Source organism: Heyndrickxia sp. FSL K6-6286 (assembly GCF_038630395.1).
GTDB classification, from domain to species: domain Bacteria; phylum Bacillota; class Bacilli; order Bacillales; family Bacillaceae_C; genus Heyndrickxia; species Heyndrickxia oleronia.
Map to the genome: position 1 here is coordinate 617,915 of NZ_CP152029.1, position 15,889 is coordinate 633,803.

The window sequence follows — 15,889 nt, forward strand, 5'->3', positions numbered from 1 at the left end:
AATCCTGCTGATTCGTCATCGTCAATTCACTAATTTTATATCATCCGATTCTTTTTCAAAATATCCTCAAATGAACACATGAATAGCATCCCACTTTTCTCGGCGTTAAGTTTTCTATGTGATTTAAACATATCGTGATGTATGAATAAACAAATGCATAAAAAGGGACAACTTACTTTGACGAGTCATCCCTTTTTTTATATCATAAAAAATTAGAATAGTCTTAAAAATGGAAGGGGGAATTCCGGTGGTTGAACAATTTTTGGATAAGGTTTGTTCGCTATTCGAGAGGCATCTAAAGTCAAATTTAATAGGAGTTTATTTACATGGATCACTAGCAATGGGGTGTTTTCAACCTCAAAAAAGTGATGTAGATATTTTAGTTATTGTGAAAGAGAAACTTTCTAAGGAGAAAAAGAAGGGGCTTATTCAAGATATTTTGCAATTGGAAGACTATAACCTAGAGATGAGTGTTTTAGTAGAAAAAGATATCATCGATTTCAAGCATCCTTCACCATTTGAGCTACATTACTCACAGGTACATAGGGATAGATATTTGCAAGATCCTGATTATCTTTGTGGGGATACCGTTGATCCGGATCTGGCAGCGCATCTTGTTGTTACATATGAAAGGGGAATATGTCTTTTAGGAAAACCAGTGAAATCTGTATTTAAGAAGATCGATCGAAGCTATTATATTCAATCAATTGTTTTTGATATTGACAATTCGGTTCAAGAAATTATCCATAATCCCGTGTACTATATACTTAATTTATGTAGAGTGCTTTATTATTTATCAGAGGGTGTAGTCTCTTCTAAAAAAGAAGGCGGTGAATGGGGAGAGAAAATGGTTCCTCATGAATATAAAGAATTAATTTCAAAGGCTCTATCTCAATATATAAATCCAAAATTTAGTGGAGTTGGAGTAAATGATAGGTTACTAAAGGAATTTGCCACGTATATGTTGCAGGAAATTAAGTCATTTGAGATTGTAGGTTGACTTGATTGACAATGGTTTATCCCTTTTTGTAAAATAGGTTTTGTAAATCGTTGATATGTCAACTAATTAGGGTGATCTATTTGAAATATGAACCATTAAATAATTTAGGTGTATTCATTCATTCGGTTGATTTAGAAATTACTAGCTTTGTGAATAAAAAGCTTGCGGATTTCCAGTTAACTTCGGAACAAAATTTAATTATGGCTATTCTTTGGGAACAAGAGGGAGTATCTCAAAATGAAATTGCCTTAAGGTTAAATAAGGATAAATCAAGTGTTGCTAGAATGATTGTTACTCTTGAAAAGAAAGGTTACATTCATCGAACAATTTGCCAAAAGGATCGACGCTCGATTGAAGTGTTTCTTACTGAAAAGGGAAAAATGCTTGGGAAAGACGTTATGCCGATTAACCAGAATATTATTAATACAATTAGTAAAGGGATGACTGAGGAAGAAGTCACTCAATTACAAAGGCTTTTGACAAAAGTTCGTGAGAATGTGGCTGAACGTTAAAATGGTTTGAGACGAATTAATAGTTGATATATCAACTATTTTAAATAATTGGAGGAAAAAGACATGAAAATAGTTGCAATCGTTGGAAGTATTCGTAAGGAATCATATAATTTAAAACTAGCAAAATATATACAAACAAGGTATGCAGAACGCTTTGAACTTGAAATACTAAATATTAAGGATCTACCACATTATGATCAAGATATTGAGATGAATCCCCCAGAGGTTGTTACTGAATTTAAAGGAAAAGTAGCTGAAGCTGATGCAGTCCTTTGGGTAACTCCTGAATTCAATTATTCTATTCCAGGTGTGTTAAAGAATGCGATTGATTGGTTATCTCGTGTGGAAAAAGTCATGATTGGGAAACCATCTTGGATCATGGGTGCAACAATGGGAGCTTTAGGTACAGTACGCGCTCAACAACATTTACGTGATATTTTATTCTGTCCAGGTGTAGGATCTCCTTTACTTCCAGGAAACGAAGTATATGTAGGTGCTGTTCATGAAAAAATTGATGAATCAGGGAATCTAACACATGAACCAACGGTTAAGTTTATTGATTTAGTTGTTGATAATTTTATCAACTGGATGAACCAACGATAATAGAGAAACACCGTTCCAATAAGGGAACGGTGTTTTTGCTCTTACATTACTTCTTTATATAAATGCTTCAAATAACGCCAACGAGCTATAAAAAAGTAAATGATCTGTGCTGATAAAAATGCAATAAAGATCATTAATGATGATTTCAATACCGAAAAGTCTACTATTCTTTGCAAGGCAAAAAAGGCAACAGAACTATGGATAAGGGCCATGACAAAAGGTAAGAAAAATAACAGTACTAACTGCCGTGAAATAATCTGTTTCATTTCTTTTCTACTCAAACCAACCTTTGAAATCATACGATATTGCTGTTCATCTCGGTTTAAATCTGCATAAAGACGGAAATAGATGAAGCTTGCTGCAAAAGTAAAGAACACGATTCCGATTAAACCACTTAATATGAATAATAGTCCATTCTCTTGCTTGGAATATAACCAGTTTAACACAAGTGCACTAAATCCATAATCATCCATCTCTTTATTTAATTTTTGTGCTACTTCCTTGGTCTTTGGCCAATCTTTTACAACGAATCTAATTTCTTTAAAGTAATAGGATTCTTCTTCCTTCTCGAGACGGGAAAACTTCTCATATATTTCATCAGCTACAACGGCTGTGTTGTCGCCAATATCAGGCAATACGATATAAGGCAATGTCTTTTTGACTGAAAATGTGGTGGAAAAATCCCCTTTTTCAACATCTAATTGTTCGATTTTTTGTCCATTAATTCTCCAAGCATTTTTCTGAGTGACAGATGTAGGTGTAAATATCGCTTCATTCTTTTTCACAGTTTCTGTCTGGTAGCCTAGTGCTTTAGCCAAAGAATTATAATCACTTAGCTTTATGAGAGTTACCCCATTTGAAGAGTAAAGGGGTGTGTAAGATCCCATTTTAAATGGAAAATCAGCTTTCTTTAGTTCTGTTTCAATCTGTTGAACCTTTTGCTTTTCAGTTTTTTCATCTGTAGATGTATAGCTGAATGCATAAGGATTGGTCATTTCGGACAAACCTGAGTTTCCTAGCGCTAAGCATGTTCCGATTCCAGTAAATGCTGATGCAGAAATGACAGCTACTAAGAAAAACATCACTGCATTATCCTTTATTCGATACATTAATTCCGAAATAGTTAACATATTTGTTTTCTTAAAAAAGAACTTTTCTTTTTTCTTTAAGTTGTGGATGGTATAGACACTGAACTGTGTAAATAAAAAGTAGGTTCCTACAATTGTTAGGGCAACTCCAGAGAGTAATAACTTAAATGAAAAAACCTGCATGATGGCAAACCAAAGGACCATCCCATATCCTAAAACAAGGCAAAGTACAGCAAGAAAGGATAGCCATGGGGAAGCCTTTGGTTCAGGCTTTGGCTTTTCTTCTGATTTTACTAGTTCCACTACTGTTCCTTTGCGAATCACTCTAGAAGTGAATAATGAAATCAAAAGAAAGAGTATGAGAAATGCTCCAGCAGTCATGAAAGCTGCTTTTAGAGGCAAGTAAAATTTCAAGCCAGCTTGAATAGCAAGAATATGTGCACAGATTATTAAAAGAAGCTTCGAAAAAACAATCCCTACAACAATTCCCACAATAATAGAGGCAAATCCAATGATCATATTTTCAACGAAAAGCAGGCGATGAAATTGCTTCCTAGACATTCCAAGAATCATTAGAATACCAAACTCTTTTTTACGTAGTTTTAAAAAGGCACTGACAGAGTAAAGCAAAAAGAAAAATGAAAAAATGAAAATAATCACTTGCGCAGTTTTAATCCCCATTGATCCTAATGAGGCAATCATTGGGCTAGTTGCTTTAAGCTCTCCTTGTAAATCAGGATGAAATAAGAGCATGGCATAGATGAAAAAGATCATGACCGAGAAAGCACTACTTAGGAAATGAGCTAAATAGGTTCGCTTATTACGGAGAACGTTATTAGTTGCGAATTGTCGCATGTTCATTTGATGTCCCCCCTAGAATTGATAGCCTTTCAATTATTTTTTGATAGAAATCAGAGCGATTATGACTCGCTTGAATTTCGTGATCGAGTTGTCCATCTTTTATAAAGATGACACGATCACAGTAGCTAGCTGCTAATGCATCATGTGTAACAAGTAACATGGTAGATTTTTCTTCGTTGTTCAGCTTTTCTAAAAGCTCCATGACATCTTTTGCCGCCTTCGAATCGAGATTTCCAGTAGGCTCATCTGCCAAAATTAGCTTCGGATGGTTGATCAAGGCACGTGCAATGGCAGTTCGTTGGGCTTGCCCACCTGATATTTCATATGTCCGTTTATTTAAAATAGCTGAAATCCCTAGCTTTTCGGCAAATGTATTCACCTTTGTATTCATTTCATTTAGATCGACGCCATCAAGTGTAAGGGGAAGAACAATATTCTCCTTTACAGTTAAAGTGGGAAGAAGATTAAATGATTGGAAGACAAAGCCCAATTCACGTCTGCGGAAAATAGCTAGTTTTTTATGGGATAATTGAAAAGGATTCTCCCCAGCAATTTGAATTTCCCCAGAGGTAGGTCGATCAATCGTTGAAATCATGTTTAATAAGGTCGTCTTTCCACTCCCAGAAGGACCCATAATTCCAACAAATTCCCCTTCGTTTATTGAAAGGTTAATTTGACGAAGAGCTTCGTAATCAATATTCCCTTTATATACTTTGCTAAGATTCTTTACAGTCAACACTTTCATCTATAATTCCTCCTTTTTTTGGTGTATGTATTAAATGATTCATACGCTATGTGTGTATTATATGTTTAATACACCATGAGGTCAACCGGAATTTTTATATTTTGGCTCTTTTCTCCAACATTGTTGCTAATTAAGTTAAGTTTGAATCAATAAGCGGTACCCAAAGAGTGAGTGTGAATCCTGTGAAGGAGGAAAGAGCGTGTGGATGGTAACGAAAGGTAGCGTTTGATTACCGAGAAGGAGGAAAGAGCGTGTGCAGGGTAACGAAAGAGCGAGTATGGTTACCGAGGATGAGGAAAACGTGTGTCCCGGGTAACGAAAGGTAGTGTTTGATTGCCGAGAAGGAGGAAAACGAGTGTCCAGGGTAACGAAAAGGAGCGTATGGTTACCGAGAAGGAGGAAAACGGTTGTCCCGGGTAACGAAAGGGAGTGTTTGGTTACCGAGAAGGAGGAAAACGGTTGTCCCGGGTAACGAAAGGGAGTGTTTGATTACCGAGAAAGAGGAAAACGCGTGTCCCTGGTAACGAAAGGTAGCGTTTAGTTACCGAAAAGGAGGAAATAGCGAGTCCAAGGTAACGAAAAGGAGCATTTGGTTACCGTAAAGCAGGAACCAGCGTGTCACGGGTAACCAAAATGAGAGTTTGATTACCCCCAAAGAGGATAAAGCGTATCCAAGGTAACGAAAGGGTGTGTTTGGTTACCAAGAAGGAAGAAAACACCGTTCCATATAGGTGCCTCCTTTCACTTCACGAGAAAAGAGCGGAAAACTTCATAAAAACCGCTAAAATCCTTTATTGGGTGTAAAATCCAGCAGTTGAGTTTTTACAAGAGTGAACAAGTTATACGAAATTTGATTGATGAATTTACAAAATTAGCAATAAAAGTCAAGAAAGGAAAGGGGATATTTAGTAATCTATGAATAAGGGAGGTGCAAAACTTGAAATACCAGCAAATTATTCAGAAAGCTATTGATTATATTGAGGAAAACTTACACCATCCGCTTTCGATTGATTTAGTAGCTAGTGTTTGTGGATTTTCAAAATTTCATTTTTTAAGAGTCTTCCAGAACGAAGTTGGTATGACGATAGGTGACTATATTCGAATAAGAAGATTGACCAATTCTGCAAGAATGTTAATAGATACGAATGAATCGATTATTAATATAGCTTTTTATTATGGCTTTGGGGCACCTGAAGCATTTACACGTGCATTTAAAAAGCTATACCATATGCCACCAGGGGAATATAGGCGAGCTATGAATATTATTTTGAATAAAAATGGAGGGGAAAACATGGAACAACAAAAACAAGAAATAAAAGGTTGGTTTCTTACAGGAACGAGTCCGCATAATTACGAGATGGGGTTAGATACAAAAAACGTCCACCAAGGAAAAGCCTCAGGATATATCCGATCAAGGTCAGTAGCAACCATTGAAGAATTTGCGACGATGATGCAGCAGTTTAAAGCAAAAAAATACATTGGACAAAGGCTTAAATTTTCTGCTTTTGTTAAATCTGAAAAGGTAGATGGATATTGCGGATTATGGATGAGAATAGACAATGCGGCGGGTGATGTAATGCAATTTGATAATATGAGTAATCGTCCGATTGTAAAGGATACCAATTGGAATCTATATTCCATTGTGCTTGATATCCCTGAAAATAGTGCAGTTATCGCTTTTGGCGTCATACTTTCTGGACGAGGTCATGTTTGGTTAGATCAATGTAAGTTTGAGGTGGTTGATGAAAAAACACCAACGACGAATATTGAAATGGCTTATGAATTGCTGGATGAACCAGTGAATTTGTCATTTGATATGTAGAGCAAAGAAAGGAATCGAGTGTTATGGAAAATTATTTTTATCATTTTAAAGCAATTCTAGCCGGCATCATGATTGCTTTATTAATTACTAGTGCCAATTATCTTCTGGGAATGTTGATCCATTTGATTACGGATAGAGGGCAAAGAGATTTTTTCTCTACAGGCTCAATGATTATTTTTACTCTCGTTTTTATCAGCAGCTATGTGTATATGCTGCAAGAATTTAAAAAATCATAAATGAATTGCGTTGCTTCATGGAGGAAGTAACGCTTTTTTTATAGAATAAGAGAATAGTACTTTTTTAAGGAGACATGAGTGTTGAAAGCAAAAAGTGTGATTTGTCATGAGTTTGGAAAACCAGAGGACGTTCTTTATGTGGTGAATAGAAGAGTTAATCCGCCAGCAGAGGGGGAAGTTCTCGTTCGGATGTTGCTGAGTCCGATTAATCCTTCCGATTTAATTCCGGTAAGAGGCTCGTATTCCCATCGTATTTCATTGCCAATGGTGCCTGGGTATGAGGGAGTAGGGGTTGTGGAGGAAGTAGGTCCATCTGTATCTCAAAATCTATTAGGGAAGCGGGTTCTCCCATTAAGAGGTGATGGGACGTGGCAGGATTTTGTAAAGGTTCCGTCCGAATGGTTGGTACCGATTCCGCCATCTATTAACGATCAAACTGCGGCCCAATTATATATCAACCCATTAACAGCTTTGGTGATTTGTCAGGAAGTTTTATGTTTGGGATCCGGGGATGTTTTACTTATGAATGCGGCTGGTTCTGCAATTGGACGGATTTTTGCTCAGCTATCGATGATATTTGGCTTTCAATTTATAGCGGTTACGAGGAATTCGAATGATACACAGGAGCTCCTTCAACTAGGTGCAGCACATGTAATCGATACATCTTGCTCCTCACTTAAGGAATCGGTAATGGAAATAACGAGTGGGCGTGGGGTGAGTGCAGCAATTGATTCAATTGGAGGTATAGAGGGTACCCAGTTAGTCGATTGTTTGCAACCTCATGGAAACTATTTAGCGATTGGGCTTTTATCGGGAATTCCGATTCAGTGGCAGGAAGTTTCAAAACGAACGGCAGTCAATGTGAAATTATTTCACCTACGCCATTGGAACAAGCAAGTATCGCCATATGATTGGCAAGAAAAATTTCATCAAATAATGAACTTCGTCAAGGAGCAACGTCTAAAAATTACAATGCCGGAAATATATTTTGATTTGTTAAACGTACGGGAAGCAGTAGGAGAAGCGGAATCTCCTAATAGGAAGGGGAAAAAAGTCTTTTTGAAAATGGGGCATGAAGATGGATCAGATGAATAAAGAAAAAATCCTTAAATATTGGGGAGTTCAAGCAGGAGAGATATCTAAACTTTCCGAGCAAGCCATTTTAGTTAAAGACATTACTAATGAAAAATATGTTTTGAAACGAAAGTTGGATATCCAAGTAGCAAGAAACGAACTTGCTATTTTACAGTATTTACAAGACTTTGATATCAGCGTTCCTACTCCCATGCTAAGTAAAAAGAATACATATATCATTGATGATGAGGGGAGGTATTTTAGTTTATATACCTATTTGCCAGGACGAGTATTTTCTGCAAGGGAAATCATTGAAAATCCACTAGTACCGCAGCATTTTGGTAGAACACTTGCAATGCTCCATCAGTTGTTAAGTGATCATCCCCTCATCAGTCAATTTCCAACTAGAGATGTATATCAATCCATCTATCATTTTGCAAGAAAGGCAATGGACAAGGTAGAAAGCCGAAGTGATCGGTTAGATCAAATTTATCAAGATTTGGAATCAGAATTTCAACTGAAAGTAAATAATCTTCCTAAACAAATTATTCACCGCGATGCCCATCTATCAAATTTTATTTATGGAGAAAAAGATTTACTAGGTGTCATCGATTATGAGCTAGCTGAGGTGAATGTAAGAATTTTTGATCTTTGCTATTGTGCGACGAGTGTTCTTAATGAGGTTTTTCATGATAAAAAATTAAGCACAGAATGGTTTCCTTTTGTAGAAAAATTAGTTGATTCCTATCATCAAAAAAATCCATTAAGTAAGTTAGAATATGACGCAATTTGGTATGTCATGCTTGCCATTCAATCGATTTTTATGGCTTATTTTGCTCAGATTCCCCATCTATTCGATCACAATCAAGCGATGTTTTTATGGCTTTTTGATAGAAAGGAACTTTTCAAAGGAAGTGTTAAACATGCTAAATAATAAAGAGGATATCCTCAAATTAATCCAAGAGGATGTATGGATGATGGATATTTTACGTGCAGTACAAACCCTTCATTTACCTGATTGGTGGGTATGTGCAGGATTTGTCCGGTCGAAGATTTGGGATACGCTTCATCATGTTAAGGATCGGACCCCATTAGCAGATGTTGATGTCATATATTTTGATCCGGAGAGGATAGATGAGCAGGAAGAAAAGAGGTTAGAAGGAAAGCTGAGGAGCTTACTTCCAGATGTACCATGGTCTGTGAAAAATGAGGCAAGGATGCACACGGTTAATGGTATTCCACCATATACTTCCTCAGTGGATGCTATAGCAAAATTTCCTGAAACAGCCACGGCTTTAGGGGTGAAGTTGGATGATGACCAGCAGCTTATTTTGGCAGCCCCTTGTGGAGTTTCGGATGTAATCAATATGTTGATCAAGCCAACTGCTTATTTTAAGGAGAATGAAGAACGAAGAAGCATTTATGAAAATAGAATTGTTGCGAAAGATTGGCAATCTGTTTGGAAGAACATTACTGTCCATCATTGGTAAAACATATTAATAGGTGTAATGGGACTTTGGATTTATAATGTTCCTATAGGAGGGATGGAACATGAATGAAAACAAAGCAATTTTCCAACGAGCAGTTAAAGACCATTGGTATGTAAACTATCAGCAAAATGGGTATCCACACGTTCAACAAGGATTTGTATTACATCCTGAACGATTAAAAGAGTTTGACCCTTTTATACTGATGGCAGATGATTGGTTTAAACGTGGTACTTTTTCAGACCATCCTCATCGAGGATTTCAAACGATTACTTATGTAATAGATGGCAGGCTGGAGCATATTGATAATGCTGGCGGCCACTCTATACTCGATGCAGGAGATGTTCAATATATGAATGCCGGCTGGGCAGCACGGCATGCAGAAGAGGCTGTAGATGATGATTTAATCCACACATTACAATTGTGGTTGAACCTACCAAAGGAGTTAAAGAATACGAAAACAACGTATCAGGATATTCGTTTAGAAGATGTACCACATGTGCCTTTTGATGGGGGAGTTGTAAAAGTCTATTCTGGTGATATCGAGGGCGTAAAGGGACCACTTGATAGTATGGTGCCAATCACTATGTCTGAAATCAATGTTGCTGCTGGAGCAACATATATACATCGTATTCCCGAAAATCATAATGCCTTTCTATATGTGTTATCTGGAGAGGTTGAATTAGGTACAAATGAAATAGCACTAGGCAAAACAGGTGTGGCAACATTTACCTTTAATGAATCCGGGCAGCAAGGTAGCGAATTAGTAATCAAGGGAAACCAACGTTCAAAGGTATTAGTCTATTCTGGGGTTCCTATAAATGAAGAGGTAGTGGCGTATGGCCCGTTTGTAATGAATACAATGGATGAGATTCGCCAAGCCTATCGCGATTTTAATGCTGGAAAGTTTGGACCACCAGCGGAGTAATGGCGGATTGTAAAAGTCCTTGTTAAATGCTATCTAAATAGAACCACTGTTTGAGAAAATAAGGGGAAGTCCCCCTTATTTTTTTTGTTTTGCATATAGAAAAAGTCCATAATCCTGCATGACGGATGTTTGCCCTAATTGCCGAAGCATCGTGGCAATGTTTCCACGATGATAGGAACCATGGGTAACAATATGTAATACAGATTCAGAAATAGACGTTTCGAGTATTCCAGCATAAGGATTATCGACGACTAGCTTCTTTTCTATATCATCTAACTGGTTCAGAAAAGCTTTGTTTTGCTCCGATAATTCCAAGTAACCTGCTTCCATATCCTCAATAGCTTTCACTTCCAGCTGTTCACCTTTTTGGAAGGCATCACTCATTGCTTCCTTCATACTCATACCCTTTATAATCTCAAACCATGCATAATCAACTTGATAAATATGTGACAGCACTTTCGCGATAGAGGAAAAGCCACTATTTGTTTCCTGATGATAAATCTCTTGAGGAAGCTCCTTCAAACGTTCAATAATCACAGCATTTGCCCAAATATGATACTCATACATTTCAATGGCAGGATGTTTCATATCATTTCTCCTTTTATTTTGATATTTATAAAAGCCTTTACAGTGGACTTTTACAGCTAATACAGTTATTACGAAGTTGATTAGGATTTCGGTGTTACCCCAATTTTGTATTCATTAATCATTCTCTAGATAGAAATATTCTTAATTGTTATTTATATTAAATAACAGTCATTAATACTCCTTTATTTCTGTATTGATAGGAGGTAATTGGTCTTTCTTTGCAGAAGTAGATAATGGGAACTGAGGGAGGAGGCTTATCTTGATCCAAGCAGTGTTATTTGATTTATTTGAAACACTTATTTCGGAATGGAGAAATGGAAAAAGAGAGAAAGGCCATATGTTCCATGAAATTGGCTTGAATGAGGAACTATTCAAAAAAGAGTGGCATAAGCGTTTAGATAAGAGAATGGATGGTACATTTTCTAATTACCGAAGCGTGTTGATTGACATTTTAAGAGCCCAAAATATGCCGATTGATCTAAAAGTGCTAGACGCTGCGCAAAAGCAAAGAGAAAGAGTAAAATCACTTCCATTTGAACAAATCAATGAGGAAATCATAGGGTGCTTGTCCGAACTTAAGCGACAAGGGATCAAAGTAGGGCTAATCAGTAATTGTACACCAGAGGAGATATCTGCATGGGAGGCATGTACACTCTCTCAGTACTTTGATGATGTCATTTTTTCCTATAAGGTGAAGTGTGCCAAACCAAACCCAGAAATCTATTTAATGGCATGCAAAAATTTAAAGGTTGAACCTGAAAAGGTTATTTTTATTGGTGACGGTGGATCAAATGAATTATTCGGTGCTGAACAAGTGGGAATGATCCCTTATCAAGCCACATGGTTTCTTTCTGAAAGTAGAAAGGAAAACATAAATATTTATCCTAAATTAACGCATCCTTCGGAATTAATTACGATCATTAGAGGTGAGGCATGAATTTATTTTGGTCAATTTTAATAGCATTTGCACTGGGAATCATTTTAGTGATGATTCCACCAGTTTATGGGGGAATCATTGCCTTTGGAATTATTGGAGGCTGTTTATTCCGTGGGATTGTTTTGCTTGAAAAACTGAATAAAAAACTGAATGTCTTAGTTCCGGATAAGAACAAGGTTACAGAAGTATATGAAAGCTATTTGGATGATAAAAAGAAAGAATTTTAAAGGGAGGCTTCTATGTACGGAGTTGTTGCGCATTTTGACGAAGAATCAGAGAGATATATTAAAGAAGTGTGGAAAGAACTTAGTGATCAAGCCATATCCACCTATGCTGAAGAAGTAATAGATAGAAGACCACATATTACATTTGCTTCTTATCAAAGGCTAGATTTAGATCGATTTATTCCTCTTCTTCAATCTTGTTATGAATCGAGTTCTAAGCTACCGATTACATTAAGTTCATTAGGAACCTTTATGAAAACAGGGATGATATTTTTAGCTCCTACACCTTCTATTGAGTTATTAGATGTGCATATGAAGCATCATCAAATGCTGGAGGAATTTAATGATCAACCGGACTCACTTTATCTCCCAAATAGATGGATTCCACATTGTAGTATTGCAAATCGATTACCTATGGATAAGTTGAAAGAAGCTTTCGAGTATTGCACTAAGCGAATGAAACCCATTGGTGCGCAAATGAGTGAGGTGGCTTTAATTAAAGTAGTGGATGAAGGTGGGGGAAGATCTAGAGTAGAAACGATAAAAGCATGTCCCCTCAGATAAAGAGGTATGATAGAATACATGAATTGCCTAGGTTAAAGGAATCATAAAATAGAGCAGAGATGACCTTGAACCTAGGGGGCTATCAGTGAACAAGAAAAAAATTATTAAGATACGAACGACATCGAAACATAAGGGGTGGAGAGGGGTATTTCATATTAATCGTACCCCGAAATATCCATGGAAAAAGGCCATTTCAGCTGCAATAACGATGGGACTCCCTTTTTTGATAGGTGCTTTATTTGGCCATATTGAATGGGGCTTGCTTGCTGGTATCGGAGGTTTTACCTCTTTATATGTTCATAATGAATCTTATAAACAAAGAGCGATTAAATTAATTATTGTCAATATTGGATTAGTAGTTTCCTTTGCTTTAGGAATTATTTGTGGTTTTTCCTTTTTGTCTACTTCCTTGATTTTAGGAATCATTAGTTTTCTGTCGACTTTTATCTGTAGTGCCTATAAGGTTCCTCCTCCATCAGGCTATTTTTTTGTCCTTGTTTGTGGAATTGGTACGGGCTTGCAGATGACTTTAACTGCAGCATTACTTCCTATTGGCATCGCATTGATGGGGGGATGTCTTGCTTGGTTGATTGGAATGTCGGAATGGTTCTTTGATAAAAAGGAAATCACTCAAACAACAAGAAATCATACGTGGAAAGCTGCCATAAAGGATTCAACTATACTATTAGCTTCAATAAGGAATGGAGCGGCTATTTTTGTTGCAACACTTTTTGCATTTGCTTTAGGATTTCACAGACCTTATTGGGTATCCATTTCATGTGCAAGTGTGCTACAAGGTGCGACGATCTCGATTATTCTCCATCGGAGTTTCCAGCGATCAATAGGAACAGCAGTAGGTGTTTTTATTGCAGGTGGAATTCTTGCCCTACAGCCCTCCTATTGGTTATTGGGGCTATGTGTCATGACATTACAATTTTTAGTAGAAATGATTATTGTTCGTAACTATGCCTTTGCCGTCGTATTCATTACTCCACTTGCCCTACTTATTGCAGAAACAGGCCGTTCCGATACCGTTATTCCTGCCCTCATAGAGGCTAGATTGCTTGAAACATTATTAGGCTGTGCAATTGGATTAGCAACCGCCTATCTTATATGGAAGCGATCAGAAAAATCGTAAAATTTCCGTAAACGTTACTAAGTGTAAAACAAGGTACCGTTTTTTCCTTGATATAGAAGGATTAGCCTATAGATGTGACGAATAGGAATAGTAAAAGGACGTGTAAGGAGTCAAGTTGATGGGGTATATCATGGAATTAAGAAAGGTAGTCGGAAGTCGTCCGCTTATTATGACAGGAGCGAATGTCATCCTTCTAAATAAACAAAATGAATTATTATTGCAGTTAAGAAAAGATAATCATTGCTGGGGGCTTCCTGGCGGATCAATGGAGCCGGGAGAATCCCTCATAGAGGTAGCGGCAAGAGAGTTACACGAAGAAACTGGGTTAAAGGCAAAAAAGCTTAGTTTATTTCAGATTTTTTCAGGCGAGGAGCTCTACTATCAATATCCACATGGTGATGAGGTTTATAATGTTGTAGCTACTTATATCTGTTCCGATTATGAAGGAGAGTTACAGGCAGATAAAGAGGAAGTGGAGGAGTTACGTTTTTATTCACTTAAGGAATTACCTGAAAAAATTAGCCCTCCTGATTGGCCGGTTGTGAAAGAGTTTTTAAAAAAGCAAACTTCAATAATCTAATAAAAAACAAGAAGGCGATTGTAAACAAAGCAATCGCCTTTTCTATTAATAATTCTAGGTAGTTAAGGATAATTTAAAGGAAAAAGAACGGAGTACACAAATGAAAAAATACAAACCTTATTTAGCAATGGCCTTAATCTTACCTATTCTCACGCTACCCTTCTTAGGAAGATCCACGTTCAAACGGTTTTATCCAAGTGTGTTATTCATATGTTCTATCGTTTTATTAGAGAGCATAGTTGCTTACAAACGAGTGTGGTGGTGGTTTTATAATAAAATTATGCCTAAGCCGATATCCGATATGTTTCTCATTATTGCAGGTCCTTTTTTTGTGGGTTCATTGTGGATACTCAAATTTACCTATGGAAAGTTTAAAAGGTATTTGGCTATCAATTTTATTATTGATACAATTTTCGTTTATATCATCATCAATCTTTTTAAGAAGATTGGTTATGGCTCCCTAGTAAGAATTAAAAGGTATCAATTTTTGTCCCTTTTTCTTTTGAAGGCGATCTTGCTCTATATGTTTCAATTCGTTAGGGAAAAAAGAGGCACGGTTTTAAGATAAAATGACTTGACTAACTATACTATAAAAAATATAATAACTTACATAAAGTAACTTAGGAGGCAGAAAATCATGATGGAATTCCATCAAGCACCTCAGACTTTCGTTAGTCAAGTTGACTTGAAGGTTTCAGATTTGGAACGTTCTCTTGCTTTTTATCAACAGATCATTGGCTTTCAAATTATTAAGCAAACAGATAAAGTTGCCTTTTTAACTGCTGATGGAAAAACACCGTTAGTAAAGATTGAGCAGCCTGATAATGTACGTGAAAAGCAATCAAGAACAACTGGACTATATCATTTTGCCATACTTTTACCGAGTCGAAAGGATTTGGGGAAGATATTACAGCATTTTCTTGAAGTTGGTTATCCGCTACAAGGGGCTTCTGATCATTTAGTCAGTGAAGCGATATATCTAGCAGATCCAGATGGAAATGGAATTGAAATTTATGCAGATCGTCCTGCCTCAACATGGGTATGGAACGATGGACAGGTCCATATGACAACTGAACCCATTGATGCACAAGGTCTTTTAGCAGAGGGACGTGGACAAAAATGGGAGGGACTCCCAAGTGGAACAACGATGGGCCATATCCATTTGCATGTTTCAGAGCTAGAAAAGGTTGAGGAATTCTATTGTAAGGGATTAGGGTTCAATATTGTCACTAGATATGGAAATCAAGCGCTTTTCCTATCTACAGGTGGCTATCATCATCATATCGGTTTAAATACTTGGAATGGAATAGGCGCACCTAAGCCTGCAGATAATAGTGTTGGACTGAAATGGTTCACATTGCAGTTTCCAAGTGAAGAAGCGAGACAACAGGTACTAGAAAATTTGCGAAGCCTGGAAGTTATGGTAAGTGAGGTAGAGGGAAGTTACTTTATCGAAGATCCTTCTGGAAATCGTATTCAGTTAAACATTTAGACACACATCA

At 36.9% G+C, this 15,889-nt stretch carries 18 protein-coding genes; 15 read left to right on the plus strand and 3 right to left on the minus strand.

All coding sequences use genetic code 11. The features are described from left to right. Window positions 1-247: 247 nt before the first annotated feature. The 3 genes from MHI39_RS03365 to MHI39_RS03375 all read left to right on the plus strand — a co-directional run bounded on the left by MHI39_RS03365 (window position 248) and on the right by MHI39_RS03375 (window position 2,115). Window positions 248-1,000, plus strand: a complete 753-nt coding sequence (locus MHI39_RS03365) for an aminoglycoside adenylyltransferase domain-containing protein (RefSeq protein ID WP_342540672.1) — start codon at window positions 248-250, stop codon at window positions 998-1,000. 80 nt (window positions 1,001-1,080) lie between these two features. After that, window positions 1,081-1,512 carry a MarR family transcriptional regulator gene (locus MHI39_RS03370; RefSeq protein ID WP_058005231.1) on the plus strand — a complete coding sequence of 144 codons (432 nt, stop codon included), beginning with the start codon at window positions 1,081-1,083 and terminating at the stop codon, window positions 1,510-1,512. 63 nt (window positions 1,513-1,575) lie between these two features. Then, a complete protein-coding gene (locus MHI39_RS03375; RefSeq protein WP_342540673.1) occupies window positions 1,576-2,115 on the plus strand; it encodes an NAD(P)H-dependent oxidoreductase in 540 nt (179 codons plus the stop codon). 41 nt (window positions 2,116-2,156) lie between these two features. Here the strand turns inward: MHI39_RS03375 and MHI39_RS03380 are convergent, their stop codons facing one another. Then, the gene (locus MHI39_RS03380; RefSeq protein ID WP_342540674.1) at window positions 2,157-4,064 is read right to left on the minus strand and encodes an FtsX-like permease family protein; all 1,908 of its coding nucleotides are present in this window, start codon (window positions 4,062-4,064) and stop codon (window positions 2,157-2,159) included. Next, window positions 4,039-4,809: an ATP-binding cassette domain-containing protein gene (locus MHI39_RS03385; RefSeq protein WP_058005228.1), complete on the minus strand. Its 771-nt coding sequence runs from the start codon at window positions 4,807-4,809 to the stop codon at window positions 4,039-4,041. The genes MHI39_RS03380 and MHI39_RS03385 overlap by 26 nt, the downstream gene beginning before the upstream one ends. Window positions 4,810-5,746: 937 nt before the next feature. On the opposite strand from MHI39_RS03385, the gene MHI39_RS03390 reads away from it, so the two are divergent. The 6 genes from MHI39_RS03390 (at window position 5,747) to MHI39_RS03415 (ending at window position 10,356) form a co-directional block, all read left to right on the plus strand. After that, window positions 5,747-6,631 (plus strand): AraC family transcriptional regulator, encoded by an 885-nt coding sequence (locus tag MHI39_RS03390; RefSeq protein WP_201785824.1) that lies wholly within the window; start codon window positions 5,747-5,749, stop codon window positions 6,629-6,631. Window positions 6,632-6,654: 23 nt separating this feature from the next. After that, the gene (locus MHI39_RS03395; protein WP_058005226.1) at window positions 6,655-6,867 is read left to right on the plus strand and encodes a hypothetical protein; all 213 of its coding nucleotides are present in this window, start codon (window positions 6,655-6,657) and stop codon (window positions 6,865-6,867) included. An 81-nt stretch (window positions 6,868-6,948) separates the two neighbouring features. Further along, a complete protein-coding gene (locus tag MHI39_RS03400; RefSeq protein WP_342540675.1) occupies window positions 6,949-7,962 on the plus strand; it encodes a zinc-dependent alcohol dehydrogenase family protein in 1,014 nt (337 codons plus the stop codon). Next, window positions 7,946-8,875 (plus strand): phosphotransferase, encoded by a 930-nt coding sequence (locus MHI39_RS03405; protein ID WP_342540676.1) that lies wholly within the window; start codon window positions 7,946-7,948, stop codon window positions 8,873-8,875. The genes MHI39_RS03400 and MHI39_RS03405 overlap by 17 nt, the downstream gene beginning before the upstream one ends. Continuing rightward, a complete protein-coding gene (locus MHI39_RS03410) occupies window positions 8,865-9,431 on the plus strand; it encodes a nucleotidyltransferase family protein (protein WP_342540677.1) in 567 nt (188 codons plus the stop codon). Before MHI39_RS03405 ends, MHI39_RS03410 begins: the two co-directional genes overlap by 11 nt. A gap of 61 nt (window positions 9,432-9,492) precedes the next feature. Beyond that, the gene (locus tag MHI39_RS03415) at window positions 9,493-10,356 is read left to right on the plus strand and encodes a pirin-like C-terminal cupin domain-containing protein (RefSeq protein WP_078110426.1); all 864 of its coding nucleotides are present in this window, start codon (window positions 9,493-9,495) and stop codon (window positions 10,354-10,356) included. Window positions 10,357-10,431: 75 nt separating this feature from the next. Here the strand turns inward: MHI39_RS03415 and MHI39_RS03420 are convergent, their stop codons facing one another. Next, window positions 10,432-10,944 (minus strand): DinB family protein, encoded by a 513-nt coding sequence (locus MHI39_RS03420; protein WP_342540678.1) that lies wholly within the window; start codon window positions 10,942-10,944, stop codon window positions 10,432-10,434. 259 nt (window positions 10,945-11,203) lie between these two features. On the opposite strand from MHI39_RS03420, the gene MHI39_RS03425 reads away from it, so the two are divergent. From MHI39_RS03425 to MHI39_RS03450, 6 genes are all read left to right on the plus strand, one after another. Then, entirely contained in the window at window positions 11,204-11,881 is a 678-nt protein-coding gene (locus MHI39_RS03425; RefSeq protein ID WP_342540679.1) for an HAD family hydrolase, read from the plus strand. Beyond that, a complete protein-coding gene (locus MHI39_RS03430; protein WP_078110429.1) occupies window positions 11,878-12,108 on the plus strand; it encodes a hypothetical protein in 231 nt (76 codons plus the stop codon). The genes MHI39_RS03425 and MHI39_RS03430 overlap by 4 nt, the downstream gene beginning before the upstream one ends. A 12-nt stretch (window positions 12,109-12,120) precedes the next feature. Continuing rightward, the gene (locus MHI39_RS03435; RefSeq protein ID WP_342540680.1) at window positions 12,121-12,669 is read left to right on the plus strand and encodes a 2'-5' RNA ligase family protein; all 549 of its coding nucleotides are present in this window, start codon (window positions 12,121-12,123) and stop codon (window positions 12,667-12,669) included. Between the two features lie 85 nt (window positions 12,670-12,754). Then, window positions 12,755-13,807: an FUSC family protein gene (locus MHI39_RS03440; RefSeq protein WP_342540681.1), complete on the plus strand. Its 1,053-nt coding sequence runs from the start codon at window positions 12,755-12,757 to the stop codon at window positions 13,805-13,807. Window positions 13,808-13,925: 118 nt separating this feature from the next. After that, window positions 13,926-14,387 (plus strand): NUDIX hydrolase, encoded by a 462-nt coding sequence (locus MHI39_RS03445; protein WP_259548830.1) that lies wholly within the window; start codon window positions 13,926-13,928, stop codon window positions 14,385-14,387. Between the two features lie 640 nt (window positions 14,388-15,027). After that, window positions 15,028-15,879, plus strand: a complete 852-nt coding sequence (locus MHI39_RS03450; RefSeq protein ID WP_058005245.1) for a VOC family protein — start codon at window positions 15,028-15,030, stop codon at window positions 15,877-15,879. The last annotated feature ends 10 nt before the right edge of the window (window positions 15,880-15,889 follow it).

Bases quoted from the DNA above. Each gene is read 5' to 3' on its own strand.
- MHI39_RS03430 (WP_078110429.1), top strand. From the start codon at position 11,878: ATGAATTTATTTTGGTCAATTTTAATAGCATTTGCACTGGGAATCATT.
- MHI39_RS03420 (WP_342540678.1), bottom strand. From the start codon at position 10,944: ATGAAACATCCTGCCATTGAAATGTATGAGTATCATATTTGGGCAAAT.
- MHI39_RS03450 (WP_058005245.1), top strand. From the start codon at position 15,028: ATGGAATTCCATCAAGCACCTCAGACTTTCGTTAGTCAAGTTGACTTG.
- MHI39_RS03405 (WP_342540676.1), top strand. From the start codon at position 7,946: ATGGATCAGATGAATAAAGAAAAAATCCTTAAATATTGGGGAGTTCAA.
- MHI39_RS03395 (WP_058005226.1), top strand. From the start codon at position 6,655: ATGGAAAATTATTTTTATCATTTTAAAGCAATTCTAGCCGGCATCATG.
- MHI39_RS03415 (WP_078110426.1), top strand. From the start codon at position 9,493: ATGAATGAAAACAAAGCAATTTTCCAACGAGCAGTTAAAGACCATTGG.
- MHI39_RS03380 (WP_342540674.1), bottom strand. From the start codon at position 4,064: ATGAACATGCGACAATTCGCAACTAATAACGTTCTCCGTAATAAGCGA.
- MHI39_RS03445 (WP_259548830.1), top strand. From the start codon at position 13,926: ATGGGGTATATCATGGAATTAAGAAAGGTAGTCGGAAGTCGTCCGCTT.
- MHI39_RS03385 (WP_058005228.1), bottom strand. From the start codon at position 4,809: ATGAAAGTGTTGACTGTAAAGAATCTTAGCAAAGTATATAAAGGGAAT.
- MHI39_RS03375 (WP_342540673.1), top strand. From the start codon at position 1,576: ATGAAAATAGTTGCAATCGTTGGAAGTATTCGTAAGGAATCATATAAT.
- MHI39_RS03410 (WP_342540677.1), top strand. From the start codon at position 8,865: ATGCTAAATAATAAAGAGGATATCCTCAAATTAATCCAAGAGGATGTA.
- MHI39_RS03435 (WP_342540680.1), top strand. From the start codon at position 12,121: ATGTACGGAGTTGTTGCGCATTTTGACGAAGAATCAGAGAGATATATT.